Genomic DNA, 25,171 nt, shown 5'->3' with positions numbered 1-25,171 from the left:
GCGCGGTGCTGGTCAAGTGGATTCGCCTCACCGTTGTGGACCGTCGGGGTTTCGAGCGGGGGCAGCGGAAATGGGCGGGGCTGCTGGGTGAGCCGGGGTTTCGGGGGCAGTGCGGCGGGTGGAGCCGGACCCGTCCGGGGGTCGCGCATCTGGTGGGCTTCTGGGAGAGCCGGGCGTTCTACGACTCCTTCATGGCCCGCTCGCACGACCGGCTGGGGGCCGCCCAGGTCGGCACCTACAAGGACCAGCAAGTACGGCTTTTTGAGCATGAATTCGACGTGAAGGTCGGATTCCGGCCGGTCTTCAGTGACGCGGATGTGCTGCGGCTGGCGCACTGCCAGGTGCAGCAGGACCGGGTGGATCACTTCATGCTGATGCAGGAGAAGGTCTGGAACCCGGCGATGGCGGGGTCGCCGGGCATGCTGCGGGGGATGCTCGGGCGAGCACCGGGGGAGGAGTTCCTGGTGTTGTCGTTGTGGCAGTCGGCGGCCGAGCGGGGGAAGTACCGGCCGGAGCGGGTGGAGCGGCTGGCGCTGCGGGCCCAGATAGCGGCGGATGTACGGGCGATCGCGGGGGATGTGGTGCAGCTCGAACCGTCGTGGACGGTGTGAGCGGCGGGATCAGGTGGCGGTGCCGGAAGCGGGCGCCGCGCCTGCGCGACCGGTGGTGAACGCCCCGGCGTGGACGGCGGCCAGCGCTGCCGCCGCCGCCTGGTCGGCGAGTGCGTCGTCGACCGGCTCCCGGGTGATGAACAGACGGAAGAAGAGTGGCGCGGACACCGACCGGACGAGCGCCCCGGCGTCGATGGCGCCCATGACGCCCATGACGTGCGTGGCGCTGTCCGCGCCGTCCGCTCCGTCGGTCCGGTCCGCGTCGTCCGCGGTGGCCGTCACAGCTGCGCCGGCCGGCAACTCTCCGCGCCCGACGGCGCGCTCCACGATCGCCTCGCAGCGCGTGAACCGCTCGGTGTAATAGGCGCGCAGGGCGGTGGCGGCCCGCTCGGACTGGAAGGCGGCCGCGATCATCGCGGAGACCGAACTGGCCACCGCCGGGTCGGTGAAGGATCCGACGACCTCCCGGGCGAGCGCCCGCAGATCACCCTCCAGGGAGCCGGTGTCCGGCGGGACCCAGCTGTCCTCGCCCGCCAGATCCAGCGCGTCGGCCACCAGGCCCTCGACGTCTCCCCAGCGGCGGTAGAGCGTCGTCTTGTGGACGCCGGAATGCTCGGCGACGTATTCGACGGTCAGGCCTGGATAGCCGTGCTCGGTCAGGCCGGTCAGCACGGCGTCGCGGACGGCCGCCCGCGTACGGGCGGTGCGCCCGCCGGGGCGCCGGGTGCCGGGTGTGGCGGCGGCGCGGGCCTCGTTCTCCCGAGCGGAGGCGGATTCACCAGACAATTGCAACTCCTGTTGCGTTAGCGGGTTTCGGTGTGCCATCATCGTAATGCAACTTCAGTAGCGTTTGCTCGCTGAGAGGTCGCTTGCCCGCGACCGGACCGGAGGAATGATTGCCCACCCAGATCTCGTTGCGCGATGTCACCAAGTCCCACCCCGACCGACCACTGCTCGACGGCGTCTCACTGTCGATACGCCCCGGTGACCGCATCGGGATCGTGGGGGAGAACGGCGCCGGGAAGTCGACGCTGCTGCGCCTCATAGCGGGCGCCGAGCGGCCCGACGAAGGCGACGTGGTGCTCCGCGCCGACGGCGGCATCGGCTATCTGGGCCAGACCCCCGACCTTCCCCCGGACCACACGGTCCAGGACGCGATCGACGCCGCCCTGGCGGATCTCAGAGACATGCAACGCCGACTGAGATCGCTGGAGGCCGGTCTGGACCGCGCCACGGCCCGGGAGTTGGACGAGTACGGCGAGCTGCTCACCCTCTTCGAGCTGCGCGGCGGCTATGAGGCCGATGCGCGAGTCGACAAGGCACTGCACTCCCTGGGCCTGGAGCGGATCGGCCGCGACCGCCCGCTCGGCAGCCTCTCCGGAGGCGAACAGGCCAGGCTGGGGCTCGCCTGCCTGATCGCCGCCTCGCCCGAGGTGATGCTGCTCGACGAGCCGACCAACCATCTCGACGCCGCCGCCCTCGACTGGCTGGAAGACGCCCTGATCGCCCACCGCGGCACGGTCCTCGCGGTCTCCCACGACAGGCTCTTCCTGCAGCGGATCGCCACCGCGCTGGTCGAGGTCGACGCCGACCGCCGGGCCGTTGTGCGCTACGGCGGCGGTTACGGCACCTTCGTGGCCGCCAAGGCCGCCGCCCGTCGGCGCTGGGAGCAGGACCACCACCAGTGGTGCGAGCAGATAGCGCAGCTCACCGACTTCGCGTCGAGCACGGCACACGGCGTCGCCCGGGGCCGGCCGATGAAGGACGGCAACAAGATGGCGTACGACCGGGACCGGGGCCGCGTCCAGGCATCCGTGTCCAGCAGGGTGCGCAATGCCCAGGAGCGGCTGCGCAGACTGCGGGCCGAGCCGGTCCCGAAGCCGCCGGACCCGCTGCGGTTCCGGGTGGCCCCGGGCATGGGCGACGCCGAGGGCACCCTCGTCCGGCTCGACGGGGTGCGGGTCGGCGACCGCCTGGCCGTGGACTCCCTCACCATCGCCGCCGGTGAACGACTCCTCGTCCACGGCCCCAACGGCGCCGGCAAGAGCACCCTGCTGCGGGTCCTGGCGGGCGTCACCGAGCCCGACGCCGGCACGGTCGGCCGCATCGGGCGCACCGGCTTCCTCGCCCAGGAAATACCGGTCTCCCGGCCCGCCGAGCCCCTGCTGGCCGCGTTCTGCCGGGGCCTGACCGGGGACCCGGAAGAGCTGTCCGCCCTTCTGATGTCCTTCGGGCTGTTCCGGGAGCGCGATCTGCGGGTGCCGGTCGGCTCGTTGTCGGCCGGTCAGCGGCGCCGGCTGGCGCTGGCCCGTCTGCTGGCCCGCCCCGCGGACCTGCTGCTGCTCGACGAGCCGACCAACCATCTGGCCCTCGGCCTGGTCGAAGACCTGGAGGAGGCACTGGCGGCCTGGCCCGGCGCCCTGGTCATCGTCTCCCACGACCGCCTGCTGCGACGGCGCTTCGGCGGCCGCCCGTACGAGATACGCGACGGCCGCCCGGTCCCCGCAGACCGCTGAACGGCCGCCGGGCAACGGACCGGCTCAGTGCGGAATCGAGCGGGGCGGCCGCTGCCGGGGCAGCCGCTCGCGGAACTCCTCGATCCGGCTGCTGATCTGCCGCATCAGGTAGGTGTCCTCGATCTGGTCCAGATAGAGCGAGCGGCGCACCAGGCCGTCCAGCTCGAAGGCGAAGTACACCGACATCAGGGGGTTGATGAACAGTTCACTGTCCCGCGTCCGCTCCGTGAAGTGGACGTCGCCGAACTCCCCGCGCATGGCGGCGGCGATCGAGCCGTTGACGATGCTGGGCCGGGCCGGGGTCGCCGCCTGGGCGTGCGCCACGGCATCCAGGAACAGTTCGCCCTCCCGGCTCGTACGCGGCACCGAGAAACAGCCGAGGGCGGCCCCGTCCGCCTCCAGCGCGGCCATGTTCTCCAGCACATGCGCGTGCCGTACGCCGTGGTGGGCGTCCACCCCGAAGCCGATCGACGCGACAAGCCTGACCGGCACCTCGAGACCGGACACGGCCGCCAGGGAGGCCATGTCCTCCTCGGGCGTGCCCAGCCCCGATTCGTCACCGCGCAGCAGGATGTCGGTCCCGCCGTCCACCAGCACCACGGCGTCCACCCCGCCGAGGTGCTCGATCAGGGCGCGATACGCCGCGCGCAGCGGCCGTACCCCGGTCAACGGGAAGGCATGGACCGTCGACGGCAACCCCTGTCCGTCGAGCCAGCGGGCCAGGGTCAGCTCGGGAGCGTACGGATCGTGCCCGACGGTCCGGGGCGTGAGAGCGGCGACGTCCTCGGCGACCCAGACCCCAGGATCCAACCCATGGAGGTGGCTGAAGGAGAGATTGGCGAGATGCACGTCCTTGCCCTGGTCCATCAGGGACAGCGCGAGCGGCAGCCCCGCGTAGATGTCGAAGCCACCGCCCGCGCCCGCGACGAGCACCCGACGCGCGGACCGCAGGCGGGCGAAGAACGGAGGAACATGCAGCGCGGTCACGGCCGCGACCGTAGCAGCGGGCGGCATGTACAGGGCAGGCGTTTTAGGGTGGCGGCATGGCCCGGCCCCGACGCATCGTCCTCATCCGCCACGGAGAGTCGGAGGGGAATGTCGACGACACCGTGTACGAGCGGGAGCCCGACCATGCGCTCAGCCTCACGAAGACCGGGCTGCGGCAGGCTGAGGAGGCCGGCCACACCCTGCGGGAGATATTCGGCGACGAAAGCGTCTCCGCCTACGTGTCGCCGTACCGCCGCACCCATCAGACGTTCCGCGCGCTCGCCCTGGACCCGGACCGGGTCCGGGTCCGCGAGGAGCCCCGGCTGCGCGAGCAGGACTGGGGAAACTGGCAGGACCGCGACGACGTACGCCTGCAGAAGGCCTACCGCGATGCCTACGGCCACTTCTTCTACCGCTTCGCCCAGGGCGAGTCCGGGGCGGACGTCTACGACCGGGTCGGGGCGTTCCTGGAGAGCCTGTGGCGCAGCTTCGAGGCCCCGGACCACCCGCCGAACGTCCTGATCGTCACGCACGGACTCACCATGCGTCTGTTCTGTATGCGGTGGTTCCACTGGTCGGTGGCCGAATTCGAGTCACTGTCCAACCCCGGCAACGCGGAGTGGCGCACCCTGCTCCTCGGCCCGGACGGGCGCTACTCGCTCGATCGGCCGTTTGAGCACTGGTGTAAACCCGAGCCTTATGGCATCACCGGTTAGAGTGCACACCGATGACGCCCGACCACCGTGACGCAGACCGCTATGAGCGGGCCCTGGCCAGCCTGCGCGGACTCGCCGTGGGCGATGCCCTCGGATCCCAGTTCTTCGTCCCGACCCACTACCCCGCCCTCAAGCGCCGCGAGCTGCCCCCCACTCCCTGGCAGTGGACCGACGACACCGAGATGGCCTGCTCCGTCCTCTCCGTGCTCACCGCCCACGCCCGGATCGACCAGGACGCACTCGCCCACTCCTTCGCCGACCACCACGACTTCGACCGCGGCTACGGCCCGGCCGTCAACCGCATGCTCCGGCTGATCCGCGAGGGCGGCGACTGGCGCGAGCTGGCGTCCGGACTCTTCAACGGCCAGGGCTCGTGGGGCAACGGCGCCGCCATGCGCATCGCCCCGCTGGGCGCCTGGTACGCCGACGACCCCGAGCAGGCCACGCACCAGGCGGAGATCTCCGCCTACACCACCCACCAGCACCGTGAGGCCGTCGTCGGCGCCATGGCCGTCGCCGCCGCGGCCGCCCTGGCGGCCGACCCGGCACGCCGTATCGGCCCCACCGAGCTGCTCGACGGCGTGCTGGCCCTGATCCCGCGCAGCGCCGTACAGGCCGGTCTGCGCCGGGCCAGGGACATGCTCGACTACGCCGACTCCGGCACCGTCGCCGCCGTCCTCGGCTGCGGACGGCGCACCAGCGCCCACGACACCGTCCCCTTCACGCTCTGGGCCGCGGCACGCCATCTCGGCGACTACGAGAACGCGTTCTGGACGACCGCGCAGGCCGGCGGCGATGTGGACACCACATGCGCCATCGTCGGCGGCATCGTCGCATCGAGCACCGACGGCGCCCCGCCCCGGGCCTGGCTGGACGGCACCGAGCCCCTCCCGTCCTGGGCCCCGGTCCTCACCGACTGACCGCGCCGCCCGCCCCAACGGGCAGCGTCAAACGCCGACTTCATCCGTGTAATGCCGTGCCGGCGCGGCGCGCGCCACGCTGCCCGCCGCGCTGTCGCTGCAGCCGCGCACCCGTCCGGCTACCTTCCGGTAGCCCCGCCGGCCGGCGTTGCGCACGCGGTCGCCGGCGGCTTTTGGTACGCGGTGCGGATCCGGTGCGGACGGCCGCGCCGAATAGGCGTAACCTTGCTGGCGCCATGCCGTACGAGCCCCCCACCCATACCGTCGAGCGATCATTGCGCGCCACCACGGGCGCCAAGATCGTCGCAGGTATCGACGAGGTCGGGCGCGGAGCCTGGGCCGGTCCGGTGAGCGTCTGCGCGGCCATCACCGGTCTCCGCAGGCCGCCCGACGGACTCACCGATTCCAAGCTGCTGACACCCAAACGCCGCACCGAACTCTGCGACGTACTGGGCGAGTGGGTCACGGCCTTCAGCCTGGGCCACTCCTCGCCCGAGGAGATCGACGAGCTGGGCATGACCGCGGCACTGCGGCTCGCGGCCGTGCGCGCCCTGGACGGGCTCCCGGTCCGCCCGGACGCGGTGATCCTCGACGGCAAGCACGACTACCTGGGCGAGCCGTGGCGGGTCCGCACGGTCATCAAGGGCGACCAGTCCTGCATCGCGGTCGCCGCCGCGTCCGTGCTCGCCAAGGTGCGACGCGACGCGCTGATGGCCGAACTCGGCCTGGAATACGCCGACTTCGACTTCGCGGCCAACGCCGGCTACCCCTCGCCGACCCATCGCATCGCCCTGGAGGAGTACGGTCCTACGCCGCACCACCGAGTGTCGTGGTCCTACATGGACGCTCTGCCCCGGTGGCGGCACCTGAAGAAGGTGCGCGTCACCCCCGAAGCAGCCGCTCTGGAGGCCGGTGGCCAACTCGGCTTCGACTTCTGAGCGGTGCGGACCGGAATTCGGTACCCGATGACGTGTTCCGCACCTACGTTTGATAGACATCCCTTTATGCCTCTCATCCCCGAGGAGCCTCAGATTCACGAGAGTGTCCCGGGTCCCCGCGCTACCCCGGCCGCCGGCCGCACCGCGCCGACCCCCCGTCCCGTTCCTGGTCCCGGACCCCGCCCCGCGCCGCCGCGTGGCGCTCCCGCGTCCAGTGCCCGTCCGGGCAAGCCCGGACCCGCTGCCCCGCCGCGTGGGCCTGTCGCCGCTCCGCCGGCGCAGCGCACCGGCTCCCAGCAGCCCGCCGCCGGTGACACCGGCCCCGCCGCAGGAGCACAGCTCCAGCTGATCCCGGCACCCGCCGGTGGCGCCGTCGACGCCGCCGACGAGGCCGTCGATCTGCTGCTGGACTCCGGGCGCGCGCCGGGCGAGATCCTGGTGCTGACCACCGGCGAAATCCACCCGTGGGCCGCACACGAGCTGTCGTTCGGCGAGGCGTCCTACTGGGCCCAGCACGACGCCGCGGACGATGTGTTCTACGCGGATGCCGCCGCCGGGCGGGCCGCCGGTCGGCCCGTTGTGGTCGTCGCCGTCAACGGCGGTTCGGACGAGGTCACCGCACGGGCGCTGCCCGCCGCGATGGCCCGTGCCGGAGTGCTGCTGATCGTCTGCGGAGACCCGCAGCGGATCAACGCGGTTCTCGGCGCCAACGCCTAGGACGGACCCGCCCGGCAGCCACCGCACTGGTGGCTGCCACCGCTCGACGCAGCCCGTCGGCCATCCAGGCCGGGCGGGCTCGTTAGCGCGTCCGGGACAGACGCGAGGGCGGGCCGGGGCCGGGCACGCCGCCCGCCCCGGTCAGCGGCCCCGGTCAGCGGGCCGCCGTGTGCCGCAGCGCCTCCGCCGCGCCGCCACCGGAGCGCCGGGACGCCGCCCGTGCGCCGTTCCGCGGCGGCTCGGACGGCAGCGGCCGGCCCGCAGGGAGCCGCTCCGCAGACGCGGGCGACGGGATCGCCGCCTCCGTGTGACCCGCCGCCTGACGAGGCGACTCCGCACCCGGTGCGGTCTCCGGCGACCTGGGGCGCCGCCCGCCCCTGCCCTCGCCCAGCACCTGCCAGCGGTCGCCGGTCAGCGTGATGTACGCCCCGCAGCGCAGCCCGTGCAGGGTGCAGGCATCGCGCAGCCCCCACATCCACGCCCCGTCCGCCTCCGTCCAACGGGGCTCGCCCTCACGGCAGTAGAGCAGCACGGCCGTACGGACCGGGACGCGCAGCCGCAGGTCGTGCGGGATCACCCGGCGCAGATGCACCAGCAGCGCATTGCGGAACTGCCAGCCGTCCGGAGCGGTCGCGGGCTCGGCGAAGGACGCACTGGCGGCCACCCGCTCCTCCGGATCCAGCACCGCCACGATGGCCGTCGACGGTCCCGGACGATGACGGTGGTGCAGCCCGGCGACGACCTCACGGGGATTGCGCAGCAGCGGAATTCCGGCCGAGGCCCACTCGGCGGGCTCCAGCATCCGGCTCAGCCGGGCACTGGAATCGGCGGGCGCGGGCGGGGACACATTCGATGGCGGGGCGAAGCCGAAGGCCACGGTCCTCCCTTCGTCTACGCGTCCACGCGTCGGGCGGCGGCCGGGCGCGAAGGCGCACCACGGCATGGCCCTGCCTGACCGCGGACGGTCGGTACGGGGAAGCGATGTCAATTCTTCCTGTCGTACAGGCATGCGGCAACGAGCAAATCCTGCCGACGACCCGGAATCGCCCGTTGCGTCGGCAATATTCCTGCCCGCCGCACCCGCCTCCGAAGCCCGGCCGCTCACCTTGCCTCTCTCCCGCGTCGGGCTACCCCTGCACGGCGAGGACCAGCGGAAACACCCCCTCGGCTCCAGCCCTGCGCAGCAGCCGTGCGGCCACCGCCAGTGTCCAGCCGGTGTCGGCGTAGTCGTCCACCAGGAGCACCGGGCCGCCCGCCGACTCCAGGGCCCGCGCCAACTCCTGGGGCACGCTCAGCGAACCGTGCAGGGCCCGCAGCCGCTGGGCGCTGTTGCTGCGCGGGATCCTGCCCTCCGCCCCTTCGTCCACCGAGGACACCGTCCCCAGGAACGGCATCCTGCCGACCGACGCGATCCGCTCGGCGAGCGAACGGATCAGCTGCGGGCGGGTGCGCGACGCCAGGCAGACGACGCCCACCGGGCGGGGCGGCGCATCCGCCGCGCCCGATGCCCAACCGCCCGGCCCCTTGGCCCAGTCGGCGAGGACCGTGACCACCGCGGCCGACACATCATCAGGAACCGGGCCGTCCGGTGCCTGGGGAGCGAGCATCGGCCGAAGGCGGTTGCCCCACCCGATGTCGGACAGCCGGCCCAGGGCGCGGCCCGTCGCGGCCAACTCATCCGCCGGAATACGCCCCTTGAGGTCCAGGCCGATGGCCGGCAGCCCCGTCGGCCACATCCGCCGCGGCTCCACCTCCACCCCGGGGCGCCCCAGCTCGCCGCGCGCCGCGTCCAGCGAAGCGGCGGACACCTCGGCGCCGAACCTGGCCCCCGCGCAGTTGTCGCAGCGGCCGCACGGCGCCGCCGCTTCGTCGTCCAACTGCCGCCGCAGAAACTCCATCCGGCAGCCGGTCGTCGCGGCGTACTCCCGCATCGCCTGCTGCTCGGTCTCGCGCTGACGGGTCACCCACGCATAGCGCTCCGCGTCGTACGACCACGGGCGGCCGGTGGCGGTCCAGCCGCCCTTGACGCGCTGCACCGCGCCGTCCACATCGAGCACCTTGAGCATGATCTCCAGGCGCGAACGGCGCAGTTCGACCCGCGGCTCCAGGGCCGGCAACGACACCGGCCGGCCCGCTGCCGCCAGAACGTCGAGCGTCTGACGCACCTGGTCCTCGGGAGGGAACGCCAGCGACGCGAAGTACTTCCAGATCGCCTCGTCCTCCCGGCCCGGCAGCAGCAGCACCTCGGCATGCTGCACGCCACGCCCCGCACGCCCCACCTGCTGGTAGTAGGCGATGGGCGAGGACGGCGATCCCAGGTGCACCACGAACCCCAGGTCGGGCTTGTCGAAGCCCATACCCAGCGCGGACGTCGCCACCAGCGCCTTCACACGGTTGGCGAGCAGATCGTCCTCGGCCTGCTGGCGGTCGGCGTTCTCCGTCTTGCCGGTGTACGAGGAGACCGTGTGCCCCCGGTGCCGCAGGAAAGCCGTGACCTCCTCGGCGGCGGCGACCGTGAGCGTATAGATGATCCCCGAGCCCGGCAGCTCGTGCAGATGGTCCGCGAGCCAGGCGAGCCGGTGCGCGGCGTCCGGCAGCGGCAGCACACCCAGACTCAGGCTCTCCCGGTCCAGCGGGCCGCGCAGGACCAGGGCCTCGGCGGCGTCGCCCGTCCCCAGCTGCTCGGCGACATCGGCCGTCACCCGGGCATTGGCCGTGGCCGTCGTGGCGAGCACCGGCACACCGGGCGGGAGGTCGGCGAGCACCGTGCGCAGGCGTCGGTAGTCCGGCCGGAAATCGTGGCCCCAGTCGGAGATGCAGTGCGCCTCGTCGACCACCAGCAGGCCGGTGGCCGCCGCCAGCTTGGGCAGCACCTGATCGCGGAAATCGGGGTTGTTGAGCCGCTCCGGGCTCACCAGCAGGACGTCCACCTCGCCGGCCGCCACCTCGGCCTGGACGGTTTCCCACTCCTCGGTGTTGGACGAATTGATCGTGCGCGCGTGGATCCCGGCCCGCGCGGCCGCCTCGACCTGGTTCCGCATCAGCGCGAGCAGCGGCGAGATGATCACGGTGGGCCCGCTGCCGCGCTCGCGCAGCAGCGCCGTGGCGACGAAATAGACCGCGGACTTTCCCCACCCCGTGCGCTGCACGACCAGTGCGCGGCGGTGGTCGGCGACCAGCGCCTCGATCGCCCGCCACTGATCCTCGCGCAGCCGGGCCTCGCCGCCGGGATCGCCGACGAGTCGGGTCAGGACGGCATCGGCCGAGGCACGCAGGTCTTCGTTGCTCATGCCCCCATGCAACCCGATGCCACTGACAATGCGCGAACCCCCGCCCGAACCTGTGGATAACCGCGTCACCCCCAAGTTATCCACAGGGGTCGCGGCGGAGCGGACGATCGCGGGATCTTCGAGCCATGAATCCGCACAGCGAACCGCCCAAGCCCGGCACCAACGACAACTCCTCCGATTCGGCCAGCTTCTCCGACCCCTCCGACCCCTCCGACTTCGACTCCTTCGGTTCCGCTGAACCAACTGCACGCTCCGGTCCGCCTGGCCCGCCCGGCCCGGCCGCTCCCGATGACCCCGTCAACCCCGCCAACTCCTCCGACCGCCCCGCCGGTCCCACCGATCCCAGCAACCCTGCTGCTCCCACACCTCCCACACCTCCCACCCTTCCCGCCGGTGCCCCTCAGAGCAGCCCGCCGACCGAACCCCGCGTCACCCTGCGCAGCGCGGCCGAGCTTGCCGACGCCCTGCCGTATCTCCTGGGCTTCTATCCGGATGACAGCATCGTGCTGGTGGCGCTGCACGGCGAACACGGACGCTTCGGCGGCCGGGTCCGGCTCGGCATTCCGACCGACACCACACAGTGGCCGGATGTCTCCGACCAGCTCGCAGACTGCCTGGTGTCGGCCGGCAAGGACCGCGCCGCCCGCCCCGCGGGCATCCTCGTCTTCCTCTGCCAGGAGCCCGCGGCGGGCGAGACCGGCAAGGACGTCAAGGACCGGCTCCGCCCCCTGGCCCAGCGGCTGCGCACCGCCTGCGGCGCCCTCGACGTCCCCGTCCTCGAGGCCCTGTGCCTCTCCAACGGCCGTTACTGGTCCTACTGTTGCCCCGATTTCCGATGCTGCCCCCCAGACGGAACGCCGCTGGTCATGCCCGGCACCTCCGTGATGGCCGCGGCCGCCGCGTACGCGGGAATGCAGGTGCGCGGCTCGCTCAAGGAGATGGAGGCCCGGCTGACGCCCCGCACCGGGCCACGGGCCGCCGACCAGGTCAAGGCGCTGGACGCCGCGGCCGCCGCCCTCGTCCCGCGCATGCTCCGGCGCGACGGTGCCGCGGTCGTCCGCCGCGACACCCTCGACCTGGCCGGTGCGATGATCCGCCGGTTCCGTCAGGACACGCCCTCCGGCAGCAACCGGGCCAGGGACGCCTGCGACGACGCGCTGATCACCGACGGCGAGGCCGCCGACCTCATCCTCGGACTCCAGGACCGGGCCACCCGCGACCGGGCGGCGGAGTGGATGGACGGCCCCGAGGCCGCGCCGGCCCTCCGGCTCTGGCGTGCCCTCGCCCGCCGCTGCGCCGGCGGCTACGCCGAGCACGCGGCGGCACCGCTCACCCTGGCCGGCTGGGTCTGCTGGTCCACCGAGGACGGGCCTTCGGCACGGGTCGCCTTGGGCCGCGCCCTGAGCGTCGACCCCGACTACCTCTTCGCCCAGCTGCTGCACCGCGCCGTCAACGACGGCCTCGACCCGGAGCCGCTGCGCCGTTCCCTGCGCGGCCAGCGGGAAGAGGCCTTGGCCGCCGACAGCGCGCTGGCCGCGGCCGCCAAGGAGGCGGCGCAGCCCGCCACCCGGCCCGGGCAGGGCCGCTCCGGCGCCGCCGGCCGCCCCCGGAAGCCCCGGGGCGCCACCGCACCCGGCGCCCGTTCGACCGACGGACGCGGCCGCCGCCGGGCCGGCCGGGACGGCGACCGGAGCAGGCGGTGACCGTGCCCTCGGTGTGTGGCCGGCGTGACCTGGGCGCCGGCCCAACCGTTCAGATCTGTGGCGCAGGCCGTACGGAGCCCCGACCCCACCAGGGAGCGCAGAACGTGCCAGGCATCGTCCCCACTAGCCAGCCGGCCCGCCGGCCGTACGACGAGCGGCGCCTCGCGCCGCCCAGGACCCCCCAGCCGCAACCCGTCCACACCGCGCTGATCTGCGTGGCCCTGCCGGCCGTCGCCGTCTCGCCCGCCTCGGGCCAGCTGACCGGGCAGGGCCTGGACGGCTACTACCGCGACGGCCGACGAATCCTCTCCCGATGCGAACTGCGCGCGGCCGGCGGTGAACCACTCGTCGTCCAGGGGCGGTTGACCGGCGCGGACCGCGCCCGGTTCATCGGGACGATCCGCAGGACCGGCGAGCGCGGCCCGGATCCGGAGATCCGGATGGAGCGGCTGCGATGCGCCGACGGCACCGAGCGGATCACCTTCCGCAGCAGTTCCGCACGGCCGGCCCGTCTCCCGGTCGAGATCCGGCTGGGCACCGACCTCGCCGAGCTCGGCGCCGTGGCTGTCGGCCTCCCCGGGCCCGAACTGCGGGCCGCGGTCCATGGATCGGGGCTGCGCTGGTCCGGACCCGGGGCGCACGCGGTGCTCTCCGCGTCGCCCCCGCCCCAGGATGCCCTGGCCTCGGCGGGCCTGCTGCGCTGGGAGTTGGAACTGCCACCAGGCGGGCACTGCACCATCGAGCTGCGCATCCGGCTGGAGCAGGACACCGACGACCGCCCCGGCGATCACGGGCTTTTCGGTGGCCGCCGGCGTCCCCGGATCCCCGGGCCCCGCACCGGGCGCGCCGTCCCCCGGACACGCGGAGAGGGACCGCCGCGCCCCTGGGCCGCCGCGCAGCTGGAGTGCGACGATCACCGGGCGGACGCGCTCTTGGCGGGCAGCCTGGACGATCTGCACGGCCTGCTGTTGCGCGATCCCGCCGCGCCCGGGGATGTCTACGTCGCCGGCGGTTTCCCTTGGCGTTGCGGCCTCGCACCCGCCGAGGCGCTGTGGGCGGCCCGGATGCTGCTGCCACTGGGCACCCGGCTTGCCGCGGGCACCCTGCGCGCACTCGCCCGTACCCAACACGCCACGCCAGGGGCGGATTTCGGTCGAATTCCCGGCGCCCTCCGGGACGCGGGACCCCACGCCCCACCGAGCTGCACGGGGATCGAGGCCACGCTGCTGTTTCCCACCGTCCTCGCCGAGGCGCGCCGCTGGGGCCTGCCCGATCAGGAGACCGAGCGGCTGCTGCCCGCCGCGGAGCGCTGTCTGCGATGGCTGCGCATCGCCGCCGGCTCTCCGGGCGCGCGCCATGGCGGCTATGTCCCCGACCCCGGGCCCGACGGACCGTACCGCTGCGAGACGCAGGCCCACGCCCACCGCGCCGCGCTCCTGGGCGCCGACCTCCTCGATGCCATCGGCTCCCGTGACGCGGCGGAGCTGCGCGAGTGGGCCGCGGACCTGCGCGACCGATTCCGTACGGACTTCTGGCTGGAGGACCGCGCGGGGGGCCGCCCCGCCGCCCTCCGTACCGCTGACGGCCGCCCGCTGCCGCACCTCGGCTCCGCCGCCGCCCATCTCCTCGACACCGGCCTGCTCGGCGGCGGCGCCCTCGCCCCCGGGCTGCTGGACGCGGCACAGACCGGCCAGCTGGCCAGGCTGCTGGCCGGCCCCGCCCTCGACTCCGGCTGGGGCCTGCGGGGACTCGGCGCGAAGGAGAGCGGCTACAACCCCTTCGGCCACCGCAGCGGAGCGGTCCGCGTCCACGAGACGGCCATCGCGGCCGCCGGACTTGCCGCGGCCGGTCACGAGAAAGCGGCCGGCGCCCTCACCAGAGGTGTCCTCGACGCGGCGGAGAGCTTCGGTCATCGCCTGCCGGAGATGTACGCGGGGGAACAGCGCACCGCGCACGACGTCCCGGTACCGCACCCGGCCGCCTGCCGACCCGCCGCGGTGGCGGCGGCCGGCGCGGTACGGATACTGATCGAGCTCGCCGGGTTGCGACCCGACGTCCCCGCCGGGACGGTCGCCATACGCCCGCTCGGCAGCGCCCCGCTCGGCGCGATGCAGTTCACCGGCCTGAGCGTCGCCGAGCAGCCGTTCGCCGTACGGATCAGCAGGCTCGGCATGGGCATGGTGGAGGCGGCCGCCGACGGTCTGCAACTGGGGTCGTGAAGCTCGGCGGGGCCTGTTTATCGTCAGGCGGACGACTATGATCACGACATGCCTCCCTACGACCCGTCGGCCTATCCGCCCTTCGCTGTCACCGTCGACCTGGTCGTGCTCACCGTGCGCCGGCATGCCCTGTGCGCGCTGGCCGTACGCCGCGGTGAGCCGCCGTTCCAGAGCCGTTGGGCGCTGCCCGGCGGATTCGTCCGGCCCGACGAGGATCTTGAGGACGCGGCCGCCCGGGAGCTCGCCGAGGAGACCGGTCTGCACGCCCACCCGGAGGCCGGCCCGCCGCCCGCCTACGGCGCGCACCTCGAACAGCTCGCCACCTACGGCGACCCCAAGCGCGACCCCCGTATGCGGGTCGTCAGCGTCGCACACCTCGTGCTCGCCCCCGACCTGCCCGCCCCGCGGGCCGGCGGCGACGCCCACAGCGCGCGCTGGGCGCCGGTGGAGACCCTCCTGGACCAGGAGGGCACACACGCCCGCGACGAAGACCTGGCGCCCCCGCTGGCCTTCGACCACGCCCGGATCCTCGCCGACGGCGTGGAGCGCGCCCGCTCGAAGATCGAATACTCCTCGCTCGCCACGGCCTTCTGCCCCCAGGAGTTCACCGTCGGCGAGCTGCGACGGGTGTACGAGGCGGTCTGGGGCGTCGCCCTGGACCCCCGCAACTTCCACCGCAAGGTGACCGGCACCCCCGGATTCCTGGTGCCCACCGGCGGCACGACGACGCGTCAGGGCGGCCGTCCCGCCCAGCTGTTCACGGCCGGCGGCGCGACGCTGCTCAACCCGCCGATGCTGCGCCCGGAGGTCTGAGCCGGGGCGGCCGGACAGGCGGCACACCTCACGACCGCACCTGGCCAGGTGCGCGCCGCCGGGGCATGACGGCACGTCAATTCCCGGAAAATAGGACATATCGCGCTACCTTGGTCCGGTGAGTCCTCTCGAACCCCCGGCTGCCTCCGCGCCGTCCCACGCCCCGCGAGGGACGCGATGATCCAGGCCATCGGACTGACCAGCGAACCCCGTGGCGAACAACCGCCCGCCGTCGACGACCTCAGCTTCGAGGCACGGCCGGGCCGCGTCACCGTGCTCCTCGGCGACGACGACGCCGGCAAGACCACCGCCCTTCGCCTCATGCTGCAGCTCGAATCCGGCCGCGGCGTCGCCCTCTTCCGCGGCCGCCCGCTGCACCACGTCCCCAACCCCGCCCGTGAACTCGGTGTCGTCCTCGGCGACGTCCCCGGACACCCCGCCCGTACGGCCCGCGGTCACTTGCGCATGCTCAGCGCCGCGGCCGGCGTCCCGGTCGGCCGCGCCGACGACGTACTCGACCTCGTCGGTCTCAGCGGACTCGCCGACCAGCCCCTGGGCGGCCTCTCCCGCGGAATGGACCGCCGGCTCGGCCTGGCCGCAGCCCTCCTCGGCGACCCGCACACCCTCGTCCTCGACGAACCGACCGAGGGACTCGCACCGCGCGAAACGGCATGGCTGCACGGCCTGCTCCGCGGCTATGCCGCCCAGGGCGGCACGGTCCTCGTCACCTGCCGCAACGACAAGGAAGCCGCCCGCATCGGCAACCGCGTGATCACCATCGGCGACGGCCGGCTCGTCGCCGACCAGGAAGGAACCGACTTCGCCCGCACCAGGCTGCGCCCCCGGGTGGCCGTCCAATCCCCGCAGGCCGACCGCCTCGCGTCACTGCTCATCGACGAGTCCCAACGCGCCCACCCCGCCGAGGACCCCGCCGTCGGCCGCGCCATCGAGGTCGTACGGGAGAGCGGCAGCCGCATCGCCGTCTACGGGACCAGCTGCGCCGCCGTCGGGGAGACCGCCTTCCGGCACGGCATCCTCGTGCACCGGCTCGCGGACGAGATCGGCGACACCAACCCGGTCATCCCGCTCCACCGCGCCGACGGCCGCCCCCCGACCCGTGCCACCGCCATCCCGCTCGGTCCCGCGCGTACGTCACCGACACCCGGCGGTGACGTCGCCGCGCACGCCGGTGTCGTCACCCGCGTCGACCGTGACATCACCCTCCTCGACGGCGACGCGACCTCCGACACCATCACCCTCCCGGTCGTCCGGACCGCGACATCCGTGCCCCGCCCGGCGCGATCCGCGCCGACACCGCTCGCCGAACGTCTCACCATCCCCCGGCTTCCCGCCCCTGGCCCGGCCTGGCCGCTGCGCTACGAACTGCGCCGTACGGTCAGCGACCGCACCGGCCTGTTCGCGATCGTCGCATCCGTCCTCGTCTCACTGGTCCTCGCGCTGCTGCTGGCCCGCCACGGAGACGCGCCGATGTCACGGGTGCTGGCCGGCTGGCCCCGTCAACTTCCCTTCCCCCCGGCCGCACTTGGCGCCGGCCTGCTCGGGGCGCTCGCCTTCGGCCAGGAGTTCAGCTACCCGGCGCTCGCCCCCGAACGCGGCACCGTCCCCCGCCGCCTCGGGCTGCTCGTCGCGAAGCTTCTGGTCAGTGGCGCCTGTGCGCTCGCTCTCGGCGCCTGCGTGCTCGCCGCGAACGGAGCGGCTGCCCGCTTCCTGTTCGGACCGGAATCGGTCACCGGCATCGCCGAGTGGCCTGTTCTCGTCGCTGGTTGGGCCGGGCTGCTGGTCGGCTGTGCCTGGGCCGGCGTCCTGGCCGCCGGTGTATTCCGGTCCACCGCAATGGGATTGGCGGCGGTGCTCGCCGTACCCGTCCTGGTGGTGCCGCTCGTGCAACGCGTACTGGCCGAGTCCGCGGCCCGTTCCCTGGCCGGGCTCCCCGAGCGACTGAGGTCGTTGGCTCCCGTGCGGTGGCCTTCCGGAATCGACCACGGCGTATCGGTCGCGATGCGCCTCGCGACACAACCCGTAGGCAGCGCAATGGCGTTGTCGCTGACCGCCCTGGTCTGCGCTTATGTCCTCACGGTGCGCCGCGGGCGAACGCATTGACAGCGCTTGGCGCACGTTTCACGGCACCGAAGTTGCGCCCGCTGTCTGCAACTCGCTACAGAAGGCGCATTTCTTTCCGATAAAGCGTCAATTGCGAGATGGCGGCCGATCACCCTTTCGTGTGCTTTTCACCAAAGACCTCAAGGGTGTTCAGGGTGTCGCCGACAAAGGATGCGTGAGTACCCTTGCGCACACCATGATGACCGCGGCTCGCCCCGGCGACACCGGCCTCGCAGGCCCGGGCGAGCTTGACCGCTACCCCTATGGCAACGCGGCGAACGCCGCCACAACGGCCGGCGCGGACCGCGCCGAGCGCGTCGCGCCGGCGTGGGAAGGCTCCGAAGCAGATATGGGCCGGGCCGGCCGCCGGGCGGCCGGCAGCCGCGGCCGCGGCCTCCACGGCCAACTCGTCCAACAGCTGGGCCAGATGATCGTCTCCGGCGATCTCGGCGCCGACCGCCCACTCGTCCCCGAGGAGATCGGCCAGCGCTTCGAGGTCTCCCGCACCGTCGTCCGTGAGTCGCTGCGCGTCCTCGAGGCCAAGGGCCTGGTCAGCGCCCGCCCCAACGTCGGCACCCGGGTGCGCCCGGTCAGCGACTGGAACCTCCTCGACCCCGACATCATCGAGTGGCGGGCCTACGGGCCGCAGCGCGACGACCAGCGCCGTGAGCTGTGCGAGCTGCGCTGGACGATCGAGCCGCTGGCCGCCCGGCTCGCCGCGGGCCACGCCCGTGAGGACGTCCAGCAGCGGCTCGCCGACATGGTCGAGATCATGGGCCACTCCGCAGCCCAGGGCGACACCCTCACCTTCGCCCGCGCCGACGCCGAGTTCCACTCCCTGCTGCTGCAGCTCGCCGGCAACCGCATGCTCGAGCACCTCTCGGGCATCGTCACCGCCGCCCTGCATGTCTCCGGCGGTCCGTCCGGCGGCTGTGAGCGCCCCGTCGAGACGTCCGTCGGCCAGCACATGCGGATCGTCGACGCCATTGGTTCCGGTGACGCCACCGCCGCCGAATCCGCCATGCGCCAGCTCCTCGCCGCCCATGGCGAGGCAGGCACCCCCGGCTCGGGGGCGCCCGGGGATCATGTCGTCCCCGCGCCCCGCGAACACTGAAGGCCCGTACCCGAGCGCGTACGGACCGTAGGCACCCAGCGGCCGAGTGCCCCGCGCGCCTCCCTGGACGGGGCGCGCCGTACGCATCGAAGGCGCACGAGATCGCCGGATCCGGGGCGTCGCCCGGATCCGGCGCCGGGTCTTGAGAGGATTGCGTGCCATATGACTGGGAATAGGTCGATATGTGGTGTGACTCGGGCCACGTGGATTGGGCGTAACGCTCTCCGGGGAAGCGCGATGACTTAAGAGGTGATAGCCGAGGAGGGAATACGAACGGCGTTCGTGACGCTGTTCAACTCCCCGGCTGCCCCCCGCGCCGCCGGTCCATCCCCACCGGCGGTCGTCGGCTCCGATCCACAGTGGACGGGGTCGGAAGCCGTTTCCATCGTTCCGAGAGGTTGTTCGTGTCGGCCAGCACATCCCGTACGCTCCCGCCGGAGATCGCCGAGTCCGAGTCTGTGATGGCGCTCATCGAGCGGGGAAAGGCTGATGGGCAGATCGCCGGCGATGACGTGCGTCGGGCCTTCGAGGCTGACCAGATTCCGCCAACCCAGTGGAAGAATGTTCTGCGCAGCCTCAACCAGATCCTCGACGAGGAGGGTGTGACGCTGATGGTCAGTGCCGCAGAGGCGCCCAAGCGCACCCGCAAGAGCGTCGCAGCGAAGAGTCCGGCAAAGCGCACCGCCACCAAGACCGTCGCGGCCAAGACCGCCACGGTGAAGAAGGCCACCGCCGCGGCCGCCGCCCCCATGGCGGACCCCGCCGGTGAGTCCGAGACCGCGCCTGCGAAGAAGGCCGCGGCGAAGAAGACCACGGCCAAGAAGACGGCGGCGAAGAAGACCACCGCCAAGAAGGCCACCGCAAAGAAGACCGCGTCCAAGAAGGACGTCGACGAGCTGCTCGACGACGAGGCGACCGAGGAGACCCCGGCGCCCGGCAAGGGCGACGCGCCCGACGCCGCCGAGGGCACCGAGAACGCCGGCTTCGTCCTGTCCGACGACGACGAGGACGACGCCCCCGCGCAGCAGGTCGCCGCGGCCGGCGCCACCGCCGACCCGGTCAAGGACTACCTCAAGCAGATCGGCAAGGTCCCGCTCCTCAACGCCGAGCAGGAGGTCGAGCTCGCCAAGCGCATCGAGGCGGGTCTGTTCGCCGAGGACAAGCTGGCGAACTCCGACAAGCTCGCGCCGAAGCTCAAGCGTGAGCTGGAGATCATCGCCGAGGACGGCCGCCGGGCCAAGAACCACCTCCTGGAGGCCAACCTCCGGCTGGTCGTCTCCCTGGCCAAGCGCTACACGGGCCGCGGCATGCTCTTCCTGGACCTGATCCAGGAGGGCAACCTCGGTCTGATCCGCGCGGTCGAGAAGTTCGACTACACCAAGGGCTACAAGTTCTCGACCTACGCGACGTGGTGGATCCGCCAGGCCATCACCCGCGCCATGGCCGACCAGGCCCGCACCATCCGTATCCCCGTCCACATGGTCGAGGTCATCAACAAGCTCGCGCGCGTCCAGCGCCAGATGCTCCAGGACCTGGGCCGCGAGCCCACCCCGGAGGAGCTGGCCAAGGAACTCGACATGACCCCCGAGAAAGTCATCGAGGTCCAGAAGTACGGTCGTGAGCCGATCTCGCTGCACACCCCGCTGGGCGAGGACGGCGACAGCGAGTTCGGTGACCTGATCGAGGACTCCGAGGCGGTCGTCCCGGCCGACGCGGTCAGCTTCACGCTTCTGCAGGAGCAGCTGCACTCGGTCCTGGACACCCTCTCCGAGCGCGAGGCCGGCGTGGTCTCCATGCGCTTCGGTCTCACCGACGGCCAGCCCAAGACGCTGGACGAGATCGGCAAGGTCTACGGCGTCACGCGTGAGCGGATCCGTCAGATCGAGTCCAAGACCATGTCGAAGCTGCGGCACCCGTCGCGCTCCCAGGTGCTGCGCGACTACCTCGACTAGTCGAACGCGTACGGACGACGCCGCGAGCCCGGACCTCCCAGGTGGAGGGGCCGGGCTCGCGGCCGTCCGGGTGCGGGGCGCGGCCGTTTGGGTCACTCTGGGTGGGCGTGCACTGTCCCAGAGTCAGGAGTCCGTATGCGTTCGACCTCCTATGCAACTCTCGGAGCCTTTGTGCTGGTCCTGGCCGTACCCACCTCGGCGGCCGCGGACGGATCGGTGATAGGCGGTAACCCTGTACGCGTATCGGAGAGCCCCTGGGTGGTGGCCCTCGCCTCCCACGACCGCTTCGGCACCGAGCGCTCGGGGCAGTTCTGCGGCGGTGTGCTCGTCGGGCGCTCCACGGTCGTCACGGCAGCGCACTGCTTGAGCAAGGAGGTCCTGGGCGTGCCGTGGCAGCAGGTCAGGGATCTGCGGATCGTCATCGGACGCGACAACCTGGCGGGCCGTGGCGGCCAGGAACTCAAGGCCGCGAATGTGTGGGTCAACCCGCGGTACGACAGCTGGACGAACGAGGGCGACATGGCCGTCCTCAGACTGGAGAAGCCGGCTGGCCGCCCCGCGATCCAGATAGCCGGCCGGGGCGATGCCGCCTACCGTCCGGGCACCGGGGCGACGGTCTACGGCTGGGGTGACACGACGGGCGAGGGCAGCTATGCGACGGCGCTGCGGTCGGCCGGCGTGAACGTACTGGAGGACTCGGTCTGCGCGGGGGCGTACCCGGGCAGCGCGGACGGCACGTACAAGCCCGCGTCGATGCTGTGTGCTGGGGAGCCGCGCGGTGGGCGCGATGCCTGCCAGGGGGACAGCGGCGGGCCGTTGGTCGTGGGCGGGCGCCTGGTGGGGCTGGTGTCATGGGGCACCGGCTGCGGCCAGGCCGGCCATCCCGGGGTGTATACGCGCGCCTCAGCCCTCCTCCCGGCCGTCTCCCAACATGGGGCCGACTGAGAGGTTGGGGGGAGCTGCCAGGCACGCCGGCTGACAGGCACGGGAGAGCGTACGAGTGCGGGCGGTCTCCCCGATTGTGCCGGGGAGACCGCCCGCCGCACGGCCCTAGGCCGCTACTCGCTCGTCGTGGATGCGATGTGTCAGCGTTCCTCTTGGGGCGCAGACGCCGGAGAGGCGGTGAGCCGCTCCGTCTCGTCCTGTATTTCCGCGGCGATCTTCTTGAGTTCTGGCTCGAACTTGCGACCGTGGTGGGCGCAGAAGAGCAGTTCTCCGCCGGACATCAGGACGACGCGCAGGTATGCCTGGGCGCCGCAGCGGTCGCAGCGGTCAGCGGCCGTCAGCGGGCTCGCGGGTGTCAGAACAGTAGTCACGTCGCCTCTTCTCTAGCTCGACGAGCTGTCGTACCAGGGTCAACATCCAACCAGGCCGAAAACGTTCCCGCTTGTGCCTTTTCCTCGAAAAAATTTCTCCGAGGGGGCCGGGTGCTGCCGGGTGGCGGCGAATGAGCCGTATTGCGTGGTGGTCAGATTCACGTTGTTGCTGGGGTCTGCCCTCCCGGCTGGCTTGCCGGTTGTTGATGAGGACGTGCCCGGAGCCTAAATGGTTCATGCCTCGAAGGGAACGTGATGTGCACGTCATCCACACGTCACCCCTACGAGGGATCGAACACGCGATCGAAAATCTACTACCATGGTCACGGTTACGGGTGGCGTCACATCGGCTCTACCAGGCCTCGGTACCCTCTGACCGGCGACACCGCCACAACCGAGTCCGCGGAATGCGGACTGCCAGAAATTCAGCGAGGAGCGAACCGCGTGACCGCCGAGATGTCCGTGCCGTCCACCGCAGTGCTGACCGGGGCAGACCGGGACGGTTCCAACTACACCGCGCGGCATCTGCTCGTCCTCGAGGGGCTGGAGGCCGTCCGCAAGCGACCTGGCATGTACATCGGCTCGACGGACAGTCGTGGCCTGATGCACTGCCTGTGGGAGATCATCGACAACTCGGTCGATGAGGCGCTGGGCGGCTACTGCGACCACATCGAGGTGATCCTCCACGACGACGGATCGGTGGAGGTCCGCGACAACGGCCGCGGCATCCCCGTCGACGTCGAGCCCAAGACCGGGCTCAGCGGCGTCGAGGTTGTCATGACCAAGCTGCACGCCGGCGGAAAGTTCGGCGGCGGCTCCTATGCCGCCTCCGGCGGTCTGCACGGCGTCGGCGCCTCGGTCGTCAACGCGCTCTCCGCGCGGCTCGACGTCGAGGTGGACCGCAACAGCAAGACCCACTCGATCAGCTTCCGCCGCGGCGTCCCCGGCATCTTCACCGAATCCGGCCCCGACGCCCCGTTCGACCCCGGCAACGGCCTGCTCAAGGGCAAGCGGGTGCCCAAGACGAAGACCGGCACCCGGGTGCGTTACTGGGCCGACCGGCAGATCTTCCTCAAGGACGCCAAGCTCTCCCTGGAGACGCTGTACGCCCGCGCCCGCCAGACGGCCTTCCTCGTACCGGGTCTGACTCTCATCGTTCGCGACGAGCGCGGCATCGACGGCGCCGGCAAGTCGGAGGAGACCTTCCGCTACGACGGCGGCATCAGCGAGTTCTGCGAGTACCTCGCGCAGGACAAGGCCGTCTGTGACGTGCTGCGGCTGACCGGTCACGGCACGTTCAAGGAGACCGTGCCCGTCCTGGACGACCGTGGCCACATGACACCGACCGAAGTCACCCGCGAACTGGGCGTCGACATCGCCCTCCGGTGGGGGACCGGCTACGACTCGACGGTGAGATCGTTCGTCAACATCATCGCGACGCCCAAGGGCGGCACCCACGTCTCCGGCTTCGAGCGCTCGGTCACCAAGACCGTCAACGAAGTGCTGCGGTCCAGCAAGCTGCTGCGGGTCGCCGAGGACGACGTCGTCAAGGACGACGCCATGGAGGGCCTCACCGCCGTCGTGACGGTGCGGCTCGCGGAGCCGCAGTTCGAGGGCCAGACCAAGGAGGTCCTCGGCACCTCCGCCGCCTCGCGGATCGTCGCCCAGGTGCTGAGCAAGGAACTCAAGGCGTTCCTGACGTCCACGAAGCGGGACGCCAAGCAGCAGGCGCGCTCCATCCTGGAGAAGGTCGTGGCCGCGGCCCGTACGCGCATCGCCGCCCGCCAGCACAAGGAGGCCCAGCGCCGGAAGACGGCTCTGGAGTCCTCCTCACTGCCGGCCAAGCTCGCGGACTGCCGCAGCGACAACGTCGACCGCAGCGAACTGTTCATCGTCGAGGGAGACTCGGCGCTCGGCACCGCGAAACTCGCGCGGAACTCCGAATTCCAGGCGCTGCTGCCGATCCGCGGCAAGATCCTCAACGTCCAGAAGTCCTCGGTTTCGGACATGCTCAAGAACGCCGAGTGCGGCGCCATCATCCAGGTCATAGGGGCCGGGTCCGGTCGGACCTTCGACATCGACGCCGCCCGCTACGGCAAGGTCATCTTCCTCGCCGACGCGGACGTCGACGGCGCGCACATCCGCACCCTGCTGCTGACCCTCTTCCAGCGCTACATGCGCCCGATGATCGAGCAGGGCCGGGTCTTTTCCGCCGTTCCGCCGCTGCACCGCATCGAACTGGTCAATCCCAAAAAGGGCCAGGAAAAGTACATCTACACCTACTCGGACAGCGAACTGCGCCAGACGCTGCTCGAACTCGAACGCAAGAAGGTCCGCTACAAGGACAGCATCCAGCGCTACAAGGGCCTCGGTGAGATGGACGCCGACCAGCTCGCCGAAACCACCATGGACCCGCGTCACCGCACCCTGCGGCGGATCAACATCAGCGACCTCGAATCGGCGGAGAAGGCCTTCGACCTCCTGATGGGCAACGAAGTCGCCCCCCGTAAGGAGTTCATCACCAACTCCGCCTCCACTCTGGACCGTTCGCGCATCGACACCTGAGCCGGCCGCAGGTCCCCACGGGCGCCTCTCCACCCACGGGTGGACAGGCGCCCGTCGCGTTTCCACCCCGGCCCCACCCAGGCTCCGATCCGCCCGGTGGGGCCCACTCCGTAGCGTCGGAAGCGTCGTCAAACCCCCACGGAGGCCCCGGATATGAGCGGCTCGCTGAACACTCTCGTGACCGTCGTCGTTGTCGCGATGGTGTTCATCCGGCAGTTCCAGGCGCAGCGCGTCACAGCCGAGAGCAAGAACGGGTGGCTGATTCCCGCCGTCCTCGCCGTCATGGCGCTCCGGAAACCGGGGCTCCTGGACTCCGCGCACCACACACTGTCCGTCGTGCTGCTCGCCGCGGGAGTCGCCATCGGACTCGCCAGTGGCGCCGCCTGGGCCTGGACCAGCCGCATGTGGACGGACGACGACGGCGGCGTCTGGACCAAGGGCGGCTGGGCGACCGCCGGCGTCTGGTTCGGCGGGATGGCGCTGCGCCTCGGCCTCGTCGGCATCGCGGCGGCCCTGGGCATCCACCAGGGCACCCCGGCCACCATGCTCGCCGTCGCCGCCATGCTGCTGACCCGCACCGGCGTCACCACATGGCGGGCTCAGTCTCTGCGAGCCACGTACCGTGTCCCAGTTGCCGGCTGAACCACGTCACCGGCCTTCGGGAAGGACCGTT

20 protein-coding genes are annotated in these 25,171 nt (G+C 71.9%); 15 read left to right on the top strand and 5 right to left on the bottom strand.

Features of this window, described 5'->3' with window-relative positions:
- The first annotated feature begins 5 nt into the window (after positions 1–5).
- On the top strand, positions 6–611 hold the full coding sequence (locus FCH28_RS36525; RefSeq protein WP_136744732.1) for a YdbC family protein: 606 nt from the start codon (positions 6–8) through the stop codon (positions 609–611).
- A 9-nt stretch (positions 612–620) separates the two neighbouring features.
- Here the strand turns inward: FCH28_RS36525 and FCH28_RS36520 are convergent, their stop codons facing one another.
- The gene (locus FCH28_RS36520) at positions 621–1,397 is read right to left on the bottom strand and encodes a TetR/AcrR family transcriptional regulator (protein ID WP_246103494.1); all 777 of its coding nucleotides are present in this window, start codon (positions 1,395–1,397) and stop codon (positions 621–623) included.
- Positions 1,398–1,507: 110 nt separating this feature from the next.
- Here FCH28_RS36520 and FCH28_RS36515 point away from each other — a divergent pair, with 110 nt between their 5' ends.
- Positions 1,508–3,127 carry an ABC-F family ATP-binding cassette domain-containing protein gene (locus tag FCH28_RS36515; RefSeq protein ID WP_136744730.1) on the top strand — a complete coding sequence of 540 codons (1,620 nt, stop codon included), beginning with the start codon at positions 1,508–1,510 and terminating at the stop codon, positions 3,125–3,127.
- A 24-nt stretch (positions 3,128–3,151) separates the two neighbouring features.
- Here FCH28_RS36515 and FCH28_RS36510 read toward each other — a convergent pair whose 3' ends face one another.
- The gene (locus FCH28_RS36510; RefSeq protein WP_425472072.1) at positions 3,152–4,141 is read right to left on the bottom strand and encodes a DUF1152 domain-containing protein; all 990 of its coding nucleotides are present in this window, start codon (positions 4,139–4,141) and stop codon (positions 3,152–3,154) included.
- A gap of 29 nt (positions 4,142–4,170) precedes the next feature.
- Here FCH28_RS36510 and FCH28_RS36505 point away from each other — a divergent pair, with 29 nt between their 5' ends.
- The 4 genes from FCH28_RS36505 (at position 4,171) to FCH28_RS36490 (ending at position 7,405) form a co-directional block, all read left to right on the top strand.
- Positions 4,171–4,830 carry a histidine phosphatase family protein gene (locus FCH28_RS36505; protein ID WP_136744728.1) on the top strand — a complete coding sequence of 220 codons (660 nt, stop codon included), beginning with the start codon at positions 4,171–4,173 and terminating at the stop codon, positions 4,828–4,830.
- Between the two features lie 11 nt (positions 4,831–4,841).
- Positions 4,842–5,750, top strand: coding sequence for an ADP-ribosylglycohydrolase family protein (locus tag FCH28_RS36500; protein ID WP_136744727.1), 909 nt, complete (start codon positions 4,842–4,844; stop codon positions 5,748–5,750).
- Between the two features lie 236 nt (positions 5,751–5,986).
- Positions 5,987–6,688 (top strand): ribonuclease HII, encoded by a 702-nt coding sequence (locus tag FCH28_RS36495; RefSeq protein ID WP_136744726.1) that lies wholly within the window; start codon positions 5,987–5,989, stop codon positions 6,686–6,688.
- Between the two features lie 66 nt (positions 6,689–6,754).
- Positions 6,755–7,405: a hypothetical protein gene (locus tag FCH28_RS36490; RefSeq protein WP_136744725.1), complete on the top strand. Its 651-nt coding sequence runs from the start codon at positions 6,755–6,757 to the stop codon at positions 7,403–7,405.
- 154 nt (positions 7,406–7,559) lie between these two features.
- Here the strand turns inward: FCH28_RS36490 and FCH28_RS36485 are convergent, their stop codons facing one another.
- Both FCH28_RS36485 and FCH28_RS36480 read right to left on the bottom strand, forming a co-directional pair.
- Complete coding sequence (locus tag FCH28_RS36485) at positions 7,560–8,282, bottom strand: hypothetical protein (RefSeq protein WP_136744724.1); 723 nt, start codon at positions 8,280–8,282, stop codon at positions 7,560–7,562.
- Positions 8,283–8,532: 250 nt separating this feature from the next.
- Positions 8,533–10,695, bottom strand: a complete 2,163-nt coding sequence (locus FCH28_RS36480) for a RecQ family ATP-dependent DNA helicase (RefSeq protein ID WP_136744723.1) — start codon at positions 10,693–10,695, stop codon at positions 8,533–8,535.
- A 125-nt stretch (positions 10,696–10,820) separates the two neighbouring features.
- Here FCH28_RS36480 and FCH28_RS36475 point away from each other — a divergent pair, with 125 nt between their 5' ends.
- The 7 genes from FCH28_RS36475 (at position 10,821) to FCH28_RS36445 (ending at position 21,562) form a co-directional block, all read left to right on the top strand.
- Positions 10,821–12,398 carry a DUF4192 domain-containing protein gene (locus FCH28_RS36475; protein WP_136744722.1) on the top strand — a complete coding sequence of 526 codons (1,578 nt, stop codon included), beginning with the start codon at positions 10,821–10,823 and terminating at the stop codon, positions 12,396–12,398.
- Between the two features lie 215 nt (positions 12,399–12,613).
- On the top strand, positions 12,614–14,617 hold the full coding sequence (locus tag FCH28_RS36470) for a glycogen debranching N-terminal domain-containing protein (protein WP_136744789.1): 2,004 nt from the start codon (positions 12,614–12,616) through the stop codon (positions 14,615–14,617).
- Between the two features lie 48 nt (positions 14,618–14,665).
- Positions 14,666–15,430: an NUDIX hydrolase gene (locus tag FCH28_RS36465; RefSeq protein WP_136744721.1), complete on the top strand. Its 765-nt coding sequence runs from the start codon at positions 14,666–14,668 to the stop codon at positions 15,428–15,430.
- A 177-nt stretch (positions 15,431–15,607) separates the two neighbouring features.
- Entirely contained in the window at positions 15,608–17,551 is a 1,944-nt protein-coding gene (locus tag FCH28_RS36460) for an ATP-binding cassette domain-containing protein (protein WP_136744720.1), read from the top strand.
- Positions 17,552–17,672: 121 nt separating this feature from the next.
- Complete coding sequence (locus FCH28_RS36455; protein WP_136744719.1) at positions 17,673–18,665, top strand: FadR/GntR family transcriptional regulator; 993 nt, start codon at positions 17,673–17,675, stop codon at positions 18,663–18,665.
- Between the two features lie 404 nt (positions 18,666–19,069).
- On the top strand, positions 19,070–20,617 hold the full coding sequence (locus FCH28_RS36450) for an RNA polymerase sigma factor (protein WP_281289785.1): 1,548 nt from the start codon (positions 19,070–19,072) through the stop codon (positions 20,615–20,617).
- A 135-nt stretch (positions 20,618–20,752) separates the two neighbouring features.
- Positions 20,753–21,562: a S1 family peptidase gene (locus FCH28_RS36445; RefSeq protein ID WP_136744717.1), complete on the top strand. Its 810-nt coding sequence runs from the start codon at positions 20,753–20,755 to the stop codon at positions 21,560–21,562.
- Positions 21,563–21,702: 140 nt separating this feature from the next.
- Here FCH28_RS36445 and FCH28_RS36440 read toward each other — a convergent pair whose 3' ends face one another.
- Positions 21,703–21,933, bottom strand: a complete 231-nt coding sequence (locus FCH28_RS36440; protein WP_136744716.1) for a DUF7455 domain-containing protein — start codon at positions 21,931–21,933, stop codon at positions 21,703–21,705.
- Positions 21,934–22,377: 444 nt separating this feature from the next.
- Here FCH28_RS36440 and FCH28_RS36435 point away from each other — a divergent pair, with 444 nt between their 5' ends.
- Together FCH28_RS36435 and FCH28_RS36430 are read left to right on the top strand one after the other, a co-directional pair.
- Positions 22,378–24,498: a DNA gyrase/topoisomerase IV subunit B gene (locus FCH28_RS36435; RefSeq protein WP_136744715.1), complete on the top strand. Its 2,121-nt coding sequence runs from the start codon at positions 22,378–22,380 to the stop codon at positions 24,496–24,498.
- Between the two features lie 153 nt (positions 24,499–24,651).
- The gene (locus FCH28_RS36430) at positions 24,652–25,140 is read left to right on the top strand and encodes a DUF1453 family protein (protein WP_136744714.1); all 489 of its coding nucleotides are present in this window, start codon (positions 24,652–24,654) and stop codon (positions 25,138–25,140) included.
- Positions 25,141–25,171: the final 31 nt, after the last annotated feature.

It is taken from the genome of Streptomyces piniterrae (assembly GCF_005048155.1).
Classification (GTDB): Bacteria; Actinomycetota; Actinomycetes; order Streptomycetales; family Streptomycetaceae; genus Streptomyces; species Streptomyces piniterrae.
Note: the sequence above shows the minus strand (reverse complement) of the source record. Positions and strands in the feature narration are given on the sequence as shown.